The 17733-nt window shown below is 67.2% G+C and carries 12 protein-coding genes; 8 read left to right on the forward strand and 4 right to left on the reverse strand.

The window, feature by feature from the left end:
• Positions 1-111: 111 nt before the first annotated feature.
• On the reverse strand, positions 112-714 hold the full coding sequence (locus tag KA712_10775; GenBank protein MCG5053432.1) for a histidine phosphatase family protein: 603 nt from the start codon (positions 712-714) through the stop codon (positions 112-114).
• Positions 715-748: 34 nt separating this feature from the next.
• A complete protein-coding gene (locus KA712_10780) occupies positions 749-2017 on the reverse strand; it encodes an MFS transporter (GenBank protein ID MCG5053433.1) in 1269 nt (422 codons plus the stop codon).
• A 186-nt stretch (positions 2018-2203) separates the two neighbouring features.
• Here KA712_10780 and KA712_10785 point away from each other — a divergent pair, with 186 nt between their 5' ends.
• The 4 genes from KA712_10785 to KA712_10800 all read left to right on the forward strand — a co-directional run bounded on the left by KA712_10785 (position 2204) and on the right by KA712_10800 (position 6455).
• Positions 2204-4765 carry a hypothetical protein gene (locus tag KA712_10785; protein MCG5053434.1) on the forward strand — a complete coding sequence of 854 codons (2562 nt, stop codon included), beginning with the start codon at positions 2204-2206 and terminating at the stop codon, positions 4763-4765.
• A gap of 79 nt (positions 4766-4844) precedes the next feature.
• Positions 4845-5099, forward strand: a complete 255-nt coding sequence (locus tag KA712_10790; protein MCG5053435.1) for a hypothetical protein — start codon at positions 4845-4847, stop codon at positions 5097-5099.
• Complete coding sequence (locus KA712_10795; protein ID MCG5053436.1) at positions 5096-5362, forward strand: hypothetical protein; 267 nt, start codon at positions 5096-5098, stop codon at positions 5360-5362. The genes KA712_10790 and KA712_10795 overlap by 4 nt, the downstream gene beginning before the upstream one ends.
• Before the next feature lie 61 nt (positions 5363-5423).
• The gene (locus tag KA712_10800; protein MCG5053437.1) at positions 5424-6455 is read left to right on the forward strand and encodes an aldo/keto reductase; all 1032 of its coding nucleotides are present in this window, start codon (positions 5424-5426) and stop codon (positions 6453-6455) included.
• 68 nt (positions 6456-6523) lie between these two features.
• Here KA712_10800 and KA712_10805 read toward each other — a convergent pair whose 3' ends face one another.
• Together KA712_10805 and purU are read right to left on the reverse strand one after the other, a co-directional pair.
• Entirely contained in the window at positions 6524-8698 is a 2175-nt protein-coding gene (locus tag KA712_10805; GenBank protein ID MCG5053438.1) for a M3 family metallopeptidase, read from the reverse strand.
• Positions 8695-9576, reverse strand: a complete 882-nt coding sequence (purU, locus tag KA712_10810; protein ID MCG5053439.1) for a formyltetrahydrofolate deformylase — start codon at positions 9574-9576, stop codon at positions 8695-8697. The genes KA712_10805 and purU overlap by 4 nt, the downstream gene beginning before the upstream one ends.
• Positions 9577-9716: 140 nt before the next feature.
• Here purU and nhaA point away from each other — a divergent pair, with 140 nt between their 5' ends.
• The 4 genes from nhaA (at position 9717) to KA712_10830 (ending at position 17726) form a co-directional block, all read left to right on the forward strand.
• On the forward strand, positions 9717-11093 hold the full coding sequence (nhaA, locus tag KA712_10815; GenBank protein ID MCG5053440.1) for a Na+/H+ antiporter NhaA: 1377 nt from the start codon (positions 9717-9719) through the stop codon (positions 11091-11093).
• Between the two features lie 276 nt (positions 11094-11369).
• Entirely contained in the window at positions 11370-12638 is a 1269-nt protein-coding gene (locus tag KA712_10820) for a hypothetical protein (GenBank protein MCG5053441.1), read from the forward strand.
• 118 nt (positions 12639-12756) lie between these two features.
• On the forward strand, positions 12757-14619 hold the full coding sequence (locus tag KA712_10825; GenBank protein MCG5053442.1) for a hypothetical protein: 1863 nt from the start codon (positions 12757-12759) through the stop codon (positions 14617-14619).
• Positions 14616-17726 (forward strand): tetratricopeptide repeat protein, encoded by a 3111-nt coding sequence (locus KA712_10830; GenBank protein ID MCG5053443.1) that lies wholly within the window; start codon positions 14616-14618, stop codon positions 17724-17726. Before KA712_10825 ends, KA712_10830 begins: the two co-directional genes overlap by 4 nt.
• The last annotated feature ends 7 nt before the right edge of the window (positions 17727-17733 follow it).

The raw sequence follows: 17733 nt of genomic DNA on the forward strand, positions 1-17733 counted from the left end.
ATCCTCCGGCCGCCAAGGAACAGCAAGCGTCGTGCCGCGCAGAACCGGTGACGTGGTCCGGGCCTCTTGGGAGGATGGAGAGAGTGCAGGGTGACGCCCCCGGGGGCTGCGTCACGCAGCCGAAACGGGAGACGCTTCGAGCAGGCGGGCCGGGCTGAAGTGATGACCTTCGACGTGCAGCTCGTACACCGCGGCGTTCGGCACGGGAGGAATGATCTGCCCCGTCACCGCGGCCAACAGCACGCGCAAGGCGCCCCCGTGCGAGACGATGAGCGCAGGGGCCTCGCCAAACGGCGAGGTCGCCACGTCGAGCAGCGCGGCCCGTACCCGGGCCACGACCAGAGCGTGAGGTTCGGCGCCCGGGGGCGTGACGTGTTTGTCGTCCTGGTAGTCGGCCCATTCCTTGGGGTAGCGAAGGGCCACTTCGCTGCGGGTGAGTCCCTCGAAGACACCGAAGCTGCGCTCGCGCAGCCGGTGATCCACGTGCACCTCGGGAACGCCCAGCCGCTGCGCGACGATCTCGGCCGTCTCGCGTGCCCGTGCCAGGTCGCTGGCCATGATGCGCGCGATGCCAAGCCCATCCAAACGGTCTGCCAGGCCGCGCGCTTGGGCCCGACCTTGCGCGTTGAGGGCGATGTCGGTGTGCCCCTGCCAACGCATCTCGCGGTTCCAGTCGGTTTCGCCGTGACGGGTCAAGTAAAGCGTACGTCGCATGTGCCTCGCGCGAGCTGCTGGGAGCCTCTGAAGTTTAGCAGCCCGGTGGGCGTGGGGGCGGAGGTTCGGCCTCGGGCGTCGCGTTCGCCGCCTCCACGGAGCGGGGCAGGATCGCGATGAACAGGAGCGCTGGCAAAATGAAGGCCGCAGTGATCAAAAAAAACAAGCTCCAGCCGAGCTCGCGCGCCAGGAACCCCGACCAGGCGCCCAGCGCGCGTCCGCCCACGCTCGACACGCTGGTCAAGAGCGCGTACTGCGTGGCGCTGTAGCGGGAGGCGGCGAGGGTCATCAAAAAGGCCACGAACGCCGCCGAGCCCATGCCTCCCGCGAAGCTGTCGAACCCCACCGCGATGAACAGCATCGGGAAGCTCTTGCCGGTATGGGCAAGCACCGCATAGAGCACGTTGGTGAGCGCGGCCAATCCTCCCAGCACGAAGAGCGGGCGCCGCAGGCCCCACTTGGCCACCACGGCACCCCCGAGGAACGAGCCGGCGATCGCCGCGAGCGAGCCGAAGAACTTGTTCACCGTACCCACCTCGGCCTGAGAAAAGCCCACCGTACGGATGAGGAAGGGCGTGATCATCGTCGTGGCGATCGTATCGCCCACCCGGAAGGAAATGACGAACGCCAGCGCGATGAGGGCGCCCTTGCGGCGGAAAAAATCGATGAAGGGTTCCACCACGGCCTCGGTGAGCGTGCGGGGGGCGGCCTTCATCTCGGGTTCAGGCACCCGCCAGGTGAACCAAAGGCCGAGCGCCATGAGCGCGGCGAACGCAAAGTACAGCCATCGCCAGGTCACGGTGTCGGCCAGGATGAGCGCCAGCGCGCCGGTGACGTTGAGGGCCACACGATACCCGGTGACGAAGGTCGCCGTGCCGGCCGCGCGTTCGGAAGGGGCCAAGAGATCGGTGCGATGCGCGTCCACCACCACGTCGAAGCTGGCCGAAACGAATGAAAGGCCGAGCGCAAGCGCCGCCACGATCGCCAGATTGCCTTGCACTCCCAAAAGGCCCAGCGCAAAGACGAAGGCCGCGATGAGGGCCTGGAACGCCAGCATCCAGCCGCGCCGACGGCCAAAGCCCGGCAGGCTGTAGCGGTCGAGCAGGGGCGCCCAGAGGAACTTCAGATTGTATGGCACGCCCACGAGCGTGAAGAGGCCGATGGTGGAGACATCCACCTTTTCGACCGTCAGCCACGTTTGCAGGCTGCCCTGGCTGAGCAAAAAGGGCAGCCCCGCGGCGAACCCGATCGGCGTGAGCCATCCCACCCGCCTGGATCGGAACACGGAGAAGAAGCTCGCCATGGCCGGCACTATAGGGGCGGCGGGGGCTCGGGGCGACAAATGCGTGGGCCCTCCCGCAAAGCCCGGCAAGGCCCCGCGCCCATCGGGGGCGATCGAGACAACTTGCTTGCAACTTTTTGCGCTGCGAGACGATAAGCTCGCCCGAGAGGGAAAAAGCCGCTGCTGCCGTGCGGGCGGCCGATCGCCATGCAACTCGTCATCGCCGAAAAGCCGTCCGTCGCCCGGGACATCGCCCGTGTGCTCGGGGTGCGCCCTGCGGGCCGTCACAGCTTCACCGGTGGGGAGTGGGTGATCACCTGGTGTGTGGGGCACCTGGTCGAACTGGAAGAGCCCGCGGCCTACGACGCCCGGTGGAAATCGTGGCGGCTCGAGGCTCTGCCCATGTTGCCTCCGCGCTTCAAGCTGCGCGCGGCGGCGGGTACGCGTGATCAGTTCACGGCCGTGGCGCGTCTGCTCGTGGATCGGCGCTTTGCGGGCGTGGTCAACGCCTGCGACGCGGGACGTGAAGGCGAGCTGATTTTCCGTTACGTCTACGAGCTCGCGGGCAGCGGCCTGCCCATCCGGCGCCTGTGGATTTCGTCGATGACCGACGAGGCCATTCGTGCGGGCTTTGCATCCTTGAAACCCGGCACCCACTACGACCCCCTGGCCGCCGCCGCGCGGTGCCGGTCCGAGGCCGATTGGCTCGTGGGGTTGAACGCCACGCGGGCGGTGACGGTGCGTTACCGGCAGGCCGGGGGTGACGCCCTCTATTCCATAGGCCGCGTGCAAACACCCACCCTGGCGATTTTGGTCGAGCGTGAGCGGGCCATCCGCAGCTTCACACCGAAGGACTATTGGGAAATCGTTGGCACGTTCACGCCTGCATCGGGGCCTGCGTTCCGGGCCACCTGGACCCTGCTTGCGCCGCCCGCGCCCCGCCACGTGCGCTTTGGCAACGAAGGCGTCGTGCACACCGTGGTGGCGCGCCTGGCCGCGCACGCCGCGGCGGAAGCGCCCGGGGGGCCCGTGGTGGAGACCCTCGAGCAGAAAAAAACGCGCGAGCCCCCGCCGCTGCTCTTCGATCTCACGTCACTGCAGCGCACCGCGAACCGCCGCTTCGGTCTGTCGGCGTCCCGCACCCTGGAGGTGGCCCAGGCGCTTTACGAACGGCACAAGGTGCTCACGTACCCGCGTACGGATGCGCGGCACCTCTCGCAGGATCTGGTGGGTGAGTTGCCCAAACTCTTTGCCGGACTGGCGCAGATCCCGGACTACACCCCGTTTGCACGCCCTCTTTGCGAGCGGCCCCCCGCACCGCCCCGGCGGGTGTTCGACGACAAGAAGGTGCACGATCACCACGCGATCATACCCACGGGCAAGGCCGTCGATCTCGCTCGTCTCGACCGGGATGAAAAACGCCTCTTCGATCTGGTGGTACGTCGGTTTTTGGGCGCCTTTTACCCGGATGCCGAGTTCGCCAACACCGAAGCCGTGATCCGCGTGGGCCCCGCGGCCGTGCACGCGGGTCCGGTCACCGCGGCGTCGGGGAAGGCACGGGCGCCGTCGGTATCGTCGGCCAGGCGCAACCCGCCGCCTGCCGCCCCCCAGCCAGCACGCGCCCTGGGGGGTGAGGACGAGGCCGAGCAGGGCTTCGTCGAGAGTCTACCGCCCCCGCCCGATCGCTTCGTGGCCCGCGGACGGGTGCGCCTTTTGCCCGGGTGGCAGGTGGTCGCGGGCTTCGGAGAGCCTGCGGCCGGCCGTGGCCATGAAAAGGAAAAGGAAAAGGAAAAGGAAAAAGAAAAAGAAAAGGAAGAGGAGGGGAACCCCGAGGCCACCTTGCCGGTCCTCGCCGAAGGGCAAAGGCTCGCGGGCAGCTTCGCCTCCGTGGCGAAGCAAACGAAACCTCCCCCGCGACACACGGAAGGCACCTTGCTCGCCGCCATGGAGACGGCGGGACGGCAGATCGAGGACGAAGAGCTGCGCGCCGCCATGAAGGAGGCGGGGCTGGGGACACCCGCCACACGGGCCAGCATCATCGAGACGCTGGTCAAGCGGGGGTTCGTGTGCCGCGAAGGCAAACAGATCCTCCCCACCGACACGGGTATGGCGTTGGTTGCGGCCTTGCCCGTGCCGAGCCTCGCTTCACCCGAACTGACCGGTTCCTGGGAAGCGCGGCTGTCTCGGGTGGCCCGCGCCGAGGAGGCCCGCGAGGCGTTCATGCACGACATTGCCGCCTACGTTCGCCAGGTGGTAGAGGCGGTCCGGCGGTCTCCGGTGGACCCGGCCATGATGTCGGCGGAGGCCCCGCGGCGCCGAGAGCCCGCGCTCCGGCCGACCGCTCAAACCTCGCCCCGTGCGCCCGCCGGGGCACCCTCCGTACCCCCGACGAGTGCCCGGCGTCTCCCCCGGCCCCGCAAGGTCGCCCCGAAGGCCCCGGCGCCGCGCGAAGCGAGCCCGACGGAAGGGGAGGCGCCCGTCCCGTGCCCCCGGTGCCGCGAGGGTACCCTCGTGCGCGGCCACCGGGGATGGGGGTGTAGCCGGTGGAAGCAGGGCTGCACCTTCGTGGTCTGGTTTGCCTTCGAAGGCAAGACCTTGACGGAGAGCCAGTTCAAGGATCTCGTCACGAAGGGCAAAACCCGCAAGCTCTCGTGGCCTGGACCCCAGGGGCAGGAGCGGGCGGGGCGCTTGGTCCTGGACGTGAACGCGCCGCGCGAGACGGGCGCGGCTCGCTTCGAGGCGGCCGCGCCCGGCGCCACCCGGTCGTGACACCCGTCCGTGACGCGGCTCGTAAGTCTAGTTTTTCCCGTGAAGCCCTTGCCTACATGTGCTGTACTGTCCTCCGTCGATGTCGCTCGCTCTTGTCCGCCTGACCGACGAACCTGCGGGGCCCGTGATGGCCTCCCGGCGCCGCCGTGTGGAAAAGCTGCGCTGGCAGCTGCGCGTGTCCCGCCGGGCTGTGGCGGCGATGCGGCAGGAGTGGGAGGCGCTGTCTGAAGGTCTGCCTGGCCCGGTCCTGGATCGCCGTGCGGTGGCGGGTTTCGTGACGGGCGCCCTGGCGGCTCTAACGGTCATCGCCTGGCTGACGGGGGTGCTCGGGTGAGCGTGCGAGATCCCTTGCACGCGGCGCACCGGCAGATGCATGACCTGCGGGTGCTGGCGAGCGAGATTGACCGTGAGCTCGAGGGCCTCACCCAAGCGCGAGGGGAGCTGGATGCCCGCATCCGGCGCACGCGGCGGCAGCGTGCCCTCACGCCCGGGCGTCGCTTTTGGCGGGGGTTCGGCTTGGGGCTCTTGGCCGTTGGCGGGGTATGGGTGGCAAGCGCGGCCTTGGCAAGGGCCGCCCTGGGCGCGTTTGGCCCGTGAAGTCTTGAAGCATGACCGGTTCCGCGCAAAGCTCCCCTCTACATTCCGGGAGGATCGAGAGATGAGTGACGCGGATCCGAAGCTGGCGAGGCGAAAATTCGTGGGCACGGCGGTCGTGGCCGGTACGACTCTCTGGGGAGCGGCGGCGCACGCCGACAAAGCACCTCGCACAAACCCGGCGGGCATTCCGCTGCGCCCCCTCGGTAAATTGGGCGTGCCCGTCTCGGTGATGGGTCTCGGCGGCTGGCACATTGGCGCCATCAAGGAGAAGACGCAGGCCATCGAGCTCATGCACGCGGCCCTCGACGAGGGGCTCACGTTCTGGGACAACGCCTGGGACTACCACGGCGGTCGCAGTGAAGAGCTCATGGGCGAGGCGCTGGCGGCGCCCGGCAAGCGCGATCAGGTCTTCCTGATGACCAAGAACTGCGAGCGCGACTACGCAGGTTCGATGCAGCACCTCGAAGACAGCTTGCGGCGCCTGCGCACCGACCACATCGATTTGTGGCAGTTCCACGAGATCAACTACGACAACGATCCGCAGTGGCTGCTCGAGCGCGGCGGTCTCAAGGCGGCCCTGGACGCGAAGAAGGCGGGCAAGGTCCGTTTCATCGGCTTTACCGGGCACAAGCACCCTGACATCCATCTTGCGGCCCTGCGTTTGAAGTTCCCCTGGGATGCCGTGCAGATGCCGATCAACATCCTGGACACCCACTACCGCAGCTTTCAAAAGCACGTGGTGCCCGTGGCCCGCAAGCAGGGCGTGGGGGTGATCGGCATGAAGAGCCTCGGCGGCGGGGCGCCAGAAGGGAACTTCCTCATGCGCGGACGCACGGGGCTCACGGCCGAGCAGTGTCTGCGCTATGCGCTGGGCGTGGACGTGAGCACGCTCGTGGTGGGCATCATGAGTCTCGAGCAGCTCAAGGCCAACGCCGCCGTGGCACGCGACTTTTCGCCGCTGCCGCCGGCCGAACGCGACACCTTGCTGCGTCAGCTGCGGGACGAAGCCTCCGACGGCCGATATGAGCTCTTCAAGTCCACCCACCTGTTCGACGGGGCCCACCACCGCAAGCAACACGGCTTCCCGGTGTGAGTTTCGTCCGGCGCACGCTCGGCTTCTCTGCACGACGTGACGAGAGAAGCCGGCGGCGCGCGGGGGCGTCAGGCCGAAAGGCCGTAGGACCGCAAGAGGGCCTTGGCGTCGGGATCGCGGCCCCGGAAGGCGCGGAAGACGTCGGCCGGCGCCTTTCCGCCCCCGAGCGCAAGCACGGTCTCGCGGAAGCGGCGCCCCACCTCGGCGAGTTTGGGCAGGTCGTCGAGGCCCACCTCCTCGAAGGCTGCGAAGGCATCGGCGGCCAAAACCTCGGCCCACTTGTAGCTATAGTATCCGGCTGCGTAGCCTCCGGCGAAGATGTGCCCGAAGGAACAAAGGAAGCGATCTTCGGGTAGCGGGGGCACGATCGTGTTGTCGGCCGCCACCTGGGCCGCCGTGGCGAGCACACCGGTCGTGCCCTTCGGCGGGGACGCGTGGTGCAGGCTCATGTCGAGCGTGGCGAAGTAGACCTGGCGCAGGAACTGGCTGCCCGCGCGGTAGTTGCGGGCCGCGACGATGCGCGTGAAGAGATCCGCCGGCAGGGGCACACCCGTCTCGTAGTGCCGGGCGAAACCCATCACGGTGGGCTGGTGGTAGCACCAGTTCTCCATGAACTGGCTTGGCAGCTCCACCGCATCCCACTCCACGTTGTTGATGCCCGCAGCATCCAGGTAGTCGACCCGGGTCAGCATGTGCTGCAGCCCATGACCGAACTCGTGAAAGAGGGTCTCGACCTCACTAAAGGTCATGAGTGAAGGCTTGCCGTCCACGGGAGGCGTCTGGTTGCAGGTGAGGTAGGCGATGGGCAACCGCAGGCGCCCGTCGGTGCGGCGCCTGCGATCGAGGCATACGTCCATCCAAGCCCCGCCGCGCTTTTCCGCGGGGCGGCTGTACGGGTCGAGAAAAAACGCCGCGATGGGCGCGTCGTTTTCGTCCTTGACGCGAAAGAAGCGGACATCGGGATGCCACACCGGCGTCTCTCCGTCGGCGGCCTCGATGTGCACGCCGAAGAGGCGCTCGGCCACGCCGAAGAGACCCTCGAGCACGGCAGGCAAGGTGAAGAACGGGCGGACCTCTTCGTCCGTGAAGGCGTAGAGCTCCTCGCGTTGGCGCTCGGCCCAGTAGGCGATATCCCACAACGCCAGCTCGAGGCCCCCTTCGCCGCTCTTTGCGCGCGCGAACTCCACCAGCTGTTCGTATTCCTTGCGTGCCGCAGGACGCGCCGTGGCCCGCAGATCGTTTAACATTTTCGAGACCGCGTCGGCCGTTTTGGCCATCTTGCGCGAGAGGCTGAGCGCCGCAAAGTCCGTGAAGCCGAGCAAGCGCGCCTTCTCGTGGCGAAGCTCGAGGATACGCACGATGAGCGGCTGGTTGTCGAGGTCTCCCGCCGAGGCCCGCGTGACTTGGGCGCGGTAGAGCGTCTCCCGCAGATCGCGGCGGCGTGCATGCTCCATGAACGGGATGTAGACGGGCATGTCGAGGGTGACCCGCCAGGGGCCGTTTTCGGCTGTGGCGGTCTTCATCGCGCTGGCCTTCGGCCCCAAAGGCTCGGCTTCGGCCGCCGCCCGTGCGTTCTGGGCGGCCGCCGCCAACCACGACGGGGGCAGCCCCTCCACCTCGTCGTTGCGGGTCAACACCAAAAAGAAGGCCTTCGTGGCATCCAGTACGTTGTTCTGGAACTTCGTGGAGAGCTCGGCCAGCTCCATCTCGATCTTCGTGAATCGTTCGCGCTCTTCACCCAAAAGCCCGATGCCGGCCAGCTCGGCGGCTTGAATGGTGCTGGTGACGATGCGGCGCTGTGCTTCGTCGAGGCTGCTCCATGCCGCGCCGTCGCGCAGGTTGCAAAACGCCTTGTAGACGGGCTCGCTTTGACCTAGCCGCAAGCCGGCCCCGATGACCTCGGACTGAATCGTTTGCTCCGCCTCGCGAAGAGCCGGAGAGTTTTTCACCCCCAAGAGGTGGTGCACCAGGCGCCAGGCGTAGGTGAGCGGCTCGGCGAGATCGGTGAGCGGCTCGACCATGCCGTCCCAGTCGGCGGGGCAGTTGGCCTCGAGCGCGGCGAGCGCCTGGTTTTGCTGCGCGATGAGCGCGCGCACGGTGGGCACGATGCCTTCGGCGCTGAGCACATCGAAGCGCGGAGGCTGGTTGACTGTGGCGAGAGGGCTGGTTTCGGTCTGGGTTTCGTTCAACGTCGGCTCCTGTCCCTGTGGGTCTTTGCGATCTTCGAAAGGGGCCCGCTTCATCCGAAGACGATGGTTCGATTCTCGTTGATGAGCACGCGGCGATCCAAATGCAGCTTCACCGCGCGCGTCAGCACCCGGCGCTCGAGCTCGCGCCCTTTTTGTACCAGTTGTTCCACGTCATCCCTGTGGGTGACCCGGGTCACGTCTTGTTCGATGATGGGGCCCTGGTCGAGCTCTTCGGTCACGTAGTGAGCGGTGGCGCCGATCAACTTCACGCCGCGTTCCTTGGCCTGGTGGTAGGGCCGGGCGCCCACGAAGGCGGGCAAAAACGAGTGGTGGATGTTGATGATGCGCCCGGGCCAGTTCCTCACGAACGCCGGCGAAAGAACTTGCATGTACCGCGCGAGGACCACCAACTCGACCTTCAAGTCGGCCAGGAGCTCCCGCTGGCGGGCCTCCGCTTGGTCTTTCGTGTCAGCACTGATGGCGATGTGGTGAAACGGGATGCCGAAGTGCCCCGCCACGGCGTCCATCTCCGGATGGTTCGATACCACCGCCGCCAGCTCACCGCCGAGCTCACCCAGCTGGTCGGCGAGCAGCAGATCGTAAAGACAGTGCGGTGTGCGCGACGCGAAGACGGCCACGCGCGGACGGCTGTCGGAGAAGGTCAGATCCCACCGCAGGTCGAAGCGCGTGCCGACGTGGGTCAAGGCCTCACGAATCTGCTGCCGGTCCAGGCGAAAGTTTCCGATCTCCCAGCGCAGCCGCATGAAGAACATGTCGGACTCCGTCTCTGCGTGCTGGTCGGCGTCGACGATGTTGCCATCGTGCTTGAAGACGAAGTCGGAGAGGGCCGCCACGATGCCTGTGCGGTCACGGCAGGCAACGAGCAACGTGGCGGTAACGGCTGACGGCGCGGGGGCGGCGGGCGAAGTCATGAGAAGCGCAAAATTCTAGCAGCCAGGGGCGCCCCGCGGTTCGGTGGGTGGGCCGAAGGCCTGGTCAAGCGCCTCGATTCCCCCTAGAACCTCCCCGACCTCTCACGGCAGATGTGCCCGGATGGGTCGAGGAGGATCATGTGACCAGTTCCCATCCCCAGGCCGGCGCGCACCGACCCATCGAAAGGGTGCTTCGGCCCCTGCGGCACTTCGCGGCCCACAAGCTCTCGGGTGCGGGCCTGCTCATCCTGGCGGCGCTGGCGGCGGTGCTGTGGGCCAACTCCCCGGCCGGAGACCTCTACAGGCACCTGCTGCACACGAAGCTCGGGGTGTCCGTAGACGGGTGGTCGCTGTCCAAGGACGTGGGGCACTGGATCAACGACGGCCTGATGGGCATCTTCTTTTTTCTCGTGGGGCTCGAGATCAAACGCGAGCTCCTCACGGGCGAGTTGTCGTCGCCCCGCAAGGCTGCCTTGCCCGCCGTGGCCGCCCTGGGGGGCATGCTGATTCCGGCTTTGCTCTACGCCTCGGTGAATGGTAGCGGCCCCGGGGCGAGCGGCTGGGGCATTCCGATGGCCACGGACATCGCGTTCTCACTGGGCCTGCTCGCGCTGCTCGGCGACCGTGTGCCCGGGTCCCTCAAGGTGTTCCTGACGGCCTTGGCGATCGTCGACGACATCGGCGCCGTACTGGTGATCGCGGTGTTTTATACGGCCGACGTCAATTCGACCAGCTTGCTCTTCGGGCTGGGCGTGTTCGGCCTTTCGATCATTGCCAACCGCCTTCACGTGAGGTCCCCGGTCTTTTATTTCATCCTCGGCACTTTGGTCTGGCTCGCTTTTTTGAAGTCGGGTGTTCACGCCACGGTGGCGGCGCTGCTCATGGCCTTCACGATTCCTGCCCGCACCGTCATCGAAGGCCCTGCCTTCGTGGCCACGCTTCGTCAGCGGCTCGACGCTTTGGCGGGCGCCTCGCTCGGGACGAAGGTCGATCCCGCAGCGCAGGCCGATCTGGTCGAGGACATCGAAGTGCTGGTGGAAAAAGCCCAGGCGCCGCTGCGCCACCTCGAACACTACCTCGTGGGGCCGGTGACGTTTCTGGTTCTGCCGATCTTCGCGCTTGCGAACGCCGGCGTGTCTCTGGGTGGCATGCCCGCGGGCGCGCTCTTCGACCGTGTGACAGTGGGTGTGGTGGTGGGTCTGGTGGTGGGCAAACCCCTGGGTGTCCTGTGCTTCTCCTTCATCGCGGTGAAGCTAAGGCTGGCCGATCTGCCCGAACAGGTCGGCTGGGCACACGTGACGGGCGTGGGCTGTTTGGCCGGGGTTGGCTTCACGATGGCCCTGTTCATCGGGCAGCTGGCGTTCGGGCAGGGGCCCGCCGTCGAGCTGGCAAAGCTTGGCATCATGGCTGCGTCCGTGTTGGCGGGTGTCCTCGGGCTCTCGGCCCTGTGGCTCGTGAGCCGGCGCGCCGCCGGTCCGGGGCAGCCTGCGACCGTACGAGACGCGTCGAGTCAATGATTCCGCCTGGGCTGGCTCTGGTTCCGAGGTAGAGGAATGTAAGGCTACATACGACATTTGGCGTGCGGAGAGACGCGGTTGGTGCCGTCCGGATGCGAGGTTCGTCACTTTTCTCCGCTTTCTTTCAAGGTTTTCCCATGTAAGCTGTCGGAGTCGTGTCAGCGACTGCCTACCTTCCTTAGCGCCGTGAGGAGTTCCGTGAGCGTGATCTTCGTCAATCCTAAGAGCTTGTTTGGGCCATCGGCCCTGGGCCGTTTGTCGGTGGCTCTGTGCCTCGTGGCTAGCTCCCTTTGGGTGAGCAGCCTGGCCGGATGTGGCCCCTCGGGCTACGACTCCGAGCGGCCCCCGAACCCCTTCGATCCCAGGGGCGGCAACTCCGGCTCGGCGGGCGGCGGCCAAGGCGGCGCGGGGGCGCGCGACGGAGGCGTGGTGGACGCCGATCCCTTCGTCATCGACTTTCCCGATGCGCTCGTGAAGACCGATGCCCCGAGCACGGGCGAGGAGAAGAAAGACGCGCTCGAGGCCTGCGGAGGATCGGTCTTCCAGCTTGCGCGGAACCCGCCCGAGGTCATGCTGGTTCTCGATCGCTCGGGCTCCATGCGCCGGACGACCGAAGGCGGCACGCCGGGACGGGATGGCGTGCCGGCCAACGCCACCGACCGATGGACGTACACGGCCAGCGCGGTGAACAGCGTGGTCATGTCCACCGAGAACGACATTCGCTGGGGCATGAAGATGTACCCCTCGTGCATGCCGGGTACGCAGTCGGGCAGCATTTACCCCTGTGCTCCCAACCCCTGCTCGATCGAGGGCGGCTACACGTCGGCGGACCTCGGGCGTCATGCCTCGATCTCGGGCGCGATCGCGGGGGCTAGGCCCTCGTTGAACTTCGGAGCGACCCCCACGGGTCACGCTGTCAAGGACGCTGTCGAGCGGCTGCTCGCCACCCAGAGCCCAGCCGACAAGTTCCTGTTGTTGGCGACGGACGGCGCGCCCAACTGCATGAGCCTGCCGAACCCGTCGAACAATCCCACGTGGCCGGCCGGCGATGACGGGGACCCCGCGCAGGTCCAGTTCGCCGTGGCCGCCGTCAAGGCTGCAAAAGACGCAGGGATTCCCGTGTTCGTGCTCGGCATTGCGGTGTCCGGAGCCACGGAAAACGACTCGGTCAAGCGGGCACACGCCGCTCTCAACCAGCTGGCCGAGGCCGGCGGGCGGGCCCGCAACGACGCCACGACGAAGTATTACCCGGCCACGAACGAGGCTGCCCTCAAGGAGGCGCTGGCCGAGATTGCGGCGGCCACCGTGTCTTGCACCTTGCCGCTGACGGAGCCCCCGCCAGCCAACGCCCAGGCCCGCGTCGATGTCGATGGCACGCAGGTCACCGAGGGCGCGACCGACGGATGGGTTTTCGGTGAAGGCAAAAAGAGCATCATCCTGGGTGGCGAGCTCTGCGCGAAGCTCAAGCGAGGCGAGCTCAAAAAGACCATCGTGAGCTTCGGCTGCCCGGGCCAGGGGCCTCCTCCTCCGCCTCCCATCCTTTAGTCTTCCAGACCTTCGGGGTATGGCGCGCCCGCGACCTCACCCCTGCGTGGCATCGGAGCGGGCTACGGGCGGGCCTAGCCGCCCCTTGCGGTCTGACGGCTCAAGTTGCGGACTCTCCATGCCGAACTCGAAGCCCATGTCGTGCGTGGCCGGGGCCCTTCGGCGTGCCCGATGGGCAGGGTTTGCCCTGACCTGGGCGGCCCTCAGTGCAGGGGCGCGCCCTGCAGCCGCGCAGGCGGCGCCAGCGGAGGAGAGTGATGAACCGCTGGGGGCCTATCTGGACGCGCTCGTCCAGGCCGGGCGCATGCCGGGTGAGCCTGCCACCACCGAGCGCTTGCGCCAGGTCCTCGAGGAGGCCGAGGCGCTCTTCGCCCGCGGCGACGCGCGGCCGGCCACAGCGGTGCTTTTTGGTGTGGTGGAATCGCGGCGCTTCGAGCCTCTTCGCGACACGCCGAGCTACCAAAACGCCGAGTTCCTGCTCGGGCGGGCCCTGGCGCGAGGGCGCGCGTTTCGCGGGGCCGAACGGTACCTCGGTCGGGTCGTTGCGCGTGGGACCTCGCAGCCCTATTTCGTGCCGGCCTACCGCGCGATGGTCGACCTGGCGCTGGAGACGGCGCGCTTTGCGGCCGTGGCGGCTCGCTTGGACGCCCTGGCGCCCCCGGACACCCTGCCCGAAGACAGCCGGGATGAACGTGCTTACCTGTCCGGGCGTGCGGTTTGGGGGGATGGGCCGCGCGCCGACGCCGCCTTCGCCTCGGTCAGCCCCCGCTCCCGTTTGTTCCCGGCGGCGCTCTACTTTCGGGGCTTGATTGCGGTGAGGCAAGGGGAGCTCGACGGGGCCCGCAAAGCCTTCTGTCGCATCGCCGATCAGCGCGCACGCGACCGGCTCACCTTCAATGTGGATCACCGGTTCTTTCGCTTGAAAGACATGGCCCGCCTGGCGCTGGGCCGGATTGCGCACGAGCGGGGGCGCTACGACGAAGCGTACCTTCACTACTTTGCGATCCCGGAAGAGTCCGAGCGGCTCAACGCGGCGCTCTTCGAGGCGTCGTGGTCGATGCTGCAAAAGGGGCAGTTCGTGGCAGCCCGGGCCTTCGCCGAGCAGTTCGATCGCCTGTTCCCCCGCTCGCCGTTGCGGCCGGAGGTGGCTCTGCTTCGCGCCAACCTGGCCGTGAAGACCTGCCAGTTCGATGGAGCCCGCACCGAGGCCACGGCCCTGGTGAGTCGCTATCAGCCTCTTTCGGCCCTGGCGAGCCGCGTGCGTACGGATGAAGCGGCCCGCAGGCACTTGTTGTTACGGCTCATGGACGGACAGGCGGGACAGGGTGATGACCTCGAGGGTCAACTGGTCCAGGTGCTCGCGCTCGACGATGACTTCCGCGAGCGGCTCGCGATGCTGTCCGAACTCGAGGTCGATCGCGCCGAAGCGCTGGTTTCGGTAGAGACCTGGCGGGCCCTGGGGGCGCTGGCCGAGACCGCGCGCACGCGTCAGCCGCCCACCGCTTCGGTTGAGGCGGTCGTGGTGCTCGAGGACACGCAGCGTCTGCTTGCGCAAGCCCCCCCTGACCCGGACCTCGTCAGCCGCCTCACGGCCCTCGCCCGCGACGCGTCTTCACTTGCGTACCCGATGGCCGAAGCGGGCCCCTATGCCTCTGAGGCTCGCAAAGCCCGCGACACGCTGACCGCCCTCGACGAGCTTCGGGCCCAGACTCTACACAGCTTGCGTGAGAGCCTGCGTGTGGCGGTGGCCGACGCCGATGAGCGTCTTCGCAACATCCTGGCCAAGACCCGCCTCGTCCACATCGATGCCGTGGTGGGCAAAAAAAAGAAGCTCGAGCTCGAGATCGCGGGACTCGCCGAGGGGCGCCTTCCCGCCGCGCTGTTTTACAAGATGCAGGCCGAAGGGACGTTGGCGGACGACGAGATCTACTGGCCGTTCGAGGGCGAAGAGTGGGCCGACGAGTACGAAAACTATCGATGACCCACCCGCTGTGCTGGGCGGGCGCCTGCCTCGGGGTCTGGGGGGGCCTCTTCGGGGGCGCTCACCTGCCAGCGTGGGCGGCCCGTGCTGGTGGCGAGGACCCCGCGGAGGAGGCCCCGGTGCAAGACGGAGAGGGGCCCCGCCTTCCCGTGTCTCCCGAAATCGAGTCCTTGATCGCGCGCAAGAGCCGACAAGCCGCGGCGGCCCGCAAAGAGGGCATCGATTTGCTCGAGTCGTACCTTCAAGACGCACGCGATTCGAACGAGACCGCCGAGGTGCTCTACAAGCTTGCGGAACTGAGATGGGAAGAGGCGCAAGTGACGTACCTCGATGCCATGGGTCGGTACGAAGCTGCGGTGGAGGCCTGCCGGGCCACCCGAGCGGCCTGCAAGGACGTGCCGCGCCGCAGGCCGCGCCTGGATCTGGCACGCGCCCAGGGCACCTACCGCCAGCTCATCGAAGCCTTTCCCGGCTTTCGCAAGATCGACACCGTGCTTTACCTCTATGCCTTCTCGTTGCGTGAGCAGGGACGAAACGACCTGGCGGTGGGGCACTTCCAAAAAATTCTGCGCGACTTTCCGGCGTCTCGTTTCCGGGCTGACGCGTGGATGGCCCTCGGAGAGTATCGTTTTTACGAGCGCCGCGATTACGCCGGGGCGCTCCGCGCTTACGACAACGTGGCCAAGTTCCCGGCATCGCCGCTCCATGGCCTGGGGCTGTTCAAGAGCGCATGGTGCCATTGGAAGCTCGGCCAGTCGGCCGCGGCGGCCCAGCGCTTCAAGGAGGTGCTTGATCTCACCGCGTCTGCAAAGGGCAAGGGCGGGCGGGCGGAAAAGAGGGCGGCCGAGCTCCAGGACCAGGCGCTCGAGTACTTGGTGGAATTGTTCATCGAAGACGACACCAAGAGCGCACGGGACGCCTTCGACTTTCTCGTTCAGATCGGCGGAAAGGCCTACTCGCGCCGCGTGCTCCAACGGCTCGCCGATACGGTCTTTGATCAAACAAGGTACGAGCGGGCGGCTGAAGCCTACCTCTTCATGCTGGAGCTCGATCCGCTGGGCGGGGAGGCCCCCGACCATCAGATCCGGGTGGTGGAGTGTTTCCAGCAGCTCGGCCAGGGCGAGCGTGCGGCGCTCGAGATGCGCCGCCTGGCCACCGCATACGGACCGCTTTCCCCGTGGGCGCGCGCCAACGCCGATCGTCCGAATACGCTTGCCCGCACCCGCGCCGAGGCCTTCGTGCGCGAGCACGTCAAGGCGCTGCACGCCGCGGCTCAGCGCAACGAGAAGGAAAGCCGGGTCGTGGACGCGGCTTTGTACGCCCAGTCGGCCGAGGGGTATGGCTTTTATCTCGAACAGTTTCCCGACGCACGGGACGCGAACGAGCTGCGCTACTACCGGGCCGACATTCTTTTCTTCAAGCTCGCGCGTTACCGGGAAGCGGGAGACTCGTACTTGGCGGTGGGCCAATCGAAGCCCGTGGGGCCTTTGCACAAAGAGGCTCTCTTGCAGGCGATGAGCGCCTTCGAGAGGCTTCGCCCCCCCGCACCGAAGAGCCTGCAAGACAAGCAGAAGCGAAAAGTGACGGAGGAAGACCGCAAGTTTGCGGCCGCTGCGGACCTTTACGCCGAGATTCTCCCGGACGACAAAGACATCATCACCGTCATCTACAAAAACGGTCAGTTCTTCTACGACTACGGTGACTACGACGAGGCGACCAAGCGCTTTGGCCTCATCGTCGAAAAGCATCCCAAGGACCCGAACGCGGGCGCCGCGGGAGATCGCCTGCTCGAGTGTCTCGCCGAGGCCAAGGACTACGACAACGTCGAGCTATGGGCCCGCAGACTCAAGGAGACGGAGGCGTTCTCATCGCGCGAGGAGCAGGCGCGCCTCGATACGCTGATCTTCGGGGCGCTCAACAAAAAGGCCGAGGCGCTCAGCCAGACCGAGGCGTTCGATGAGGCCGCCCTTGCGTTCGCGAAGGCCGCGAACGAGTTTCCGGGGCAAGAGGGTGCGGCCGTGGCGTCGTTCAACGCAGGGGCGGCACACGAGCGTGCCGGGCACCCCGAAGCCGCCGTGGCCGCTTACGAGGACGTCGCAAAGCGCTTCCCGAAATCCCCCAGGGCGCCCGAGTCGCTGTTCGTCGCGGCCAAGCTGGAGGAAAGCATCGCCGGCTACGCCAACGCGGCGGCTCTTTACGAGCAGCTGGTCAAGACGTACCCCCGTGATGCAAGACATGCCGAAGCCCTTCGCAACGCGGGGCTGTTGCGGCAAACGCTCGGGCAGTACGAGCGGGCGGCTGCCCACTACGCCAGCTACGAACAAACCCATCGGGGCACGCCGGCCGCGGGTGACGTGGCGTTCGCGCGCGCCAGCTTGTTCGAGGACAAAAAGGACGCCAAACAGGCCGCGCGGGCCTTCGAGGACTTCGTCACCCGCCACCCCCGCGATCCGCGTGTCGTGGAGGCGTTGATGCGGCAGGGGCGCGCGCTTTCCGCAACCCGTGACGATCGCGGCGCCCGCGCGGCGTTCGAAGAGGCGCTGGCGGCCTACCGGCGTCGCAAGCAGCTCGCGTCCGACTCTCCGTTCGCGGCGGAGGCGCGCTACCTGCAAGCGGACCTTCTGTTTCGTGAGTACGAAGCGGTGAGGATCGAAGGGGGGCCGCGGCAGCTGACGAAGGCGCTCGAGCGCAAGGCGGCCCTGCTCGACGAAGCCCGTGGCGTGTTCATGGAGGTGCTGGCCTTCAAGGTGCCCGCGTGGGCCACCGCCTCGCTTTATCGCATAGGCCAGGGTTACGCGCTCTTCGCCCGCGCCCTGCGTGACGCGAAGGTGCCTGCGAGCCTGTCGGCCGCCGAACGAGAGGTCTACCGCGAGGAACTCGACAAATACGTCGTGGTCGTGGAAGACAAGGCGCTTGCGGCCTTTCGCACCGGCTACGCCAAGGCGCTCGAGCTCGGGATCTACAACCGCCACACGAAGGCGCTGCGCGAAGCCCTTTCAGAGCTCGACGCCACCGCGTTTCCCCCGGAAGCGGAGGTCCGCACGGGCGCCCGGCCCGGCGAGCCGCTGGCGGCCCCCCTCGTCATGCAGGAGCTGCGGCGTGACTAGGGGGGTG

This window comes from Myxococcales bacterium, from assembly GCA_022184915.1.
GTDB lineage: Bacteria > Myxococcota_A > Polyangia > Fen-1088 > Fen-1088 > JAGTJU01.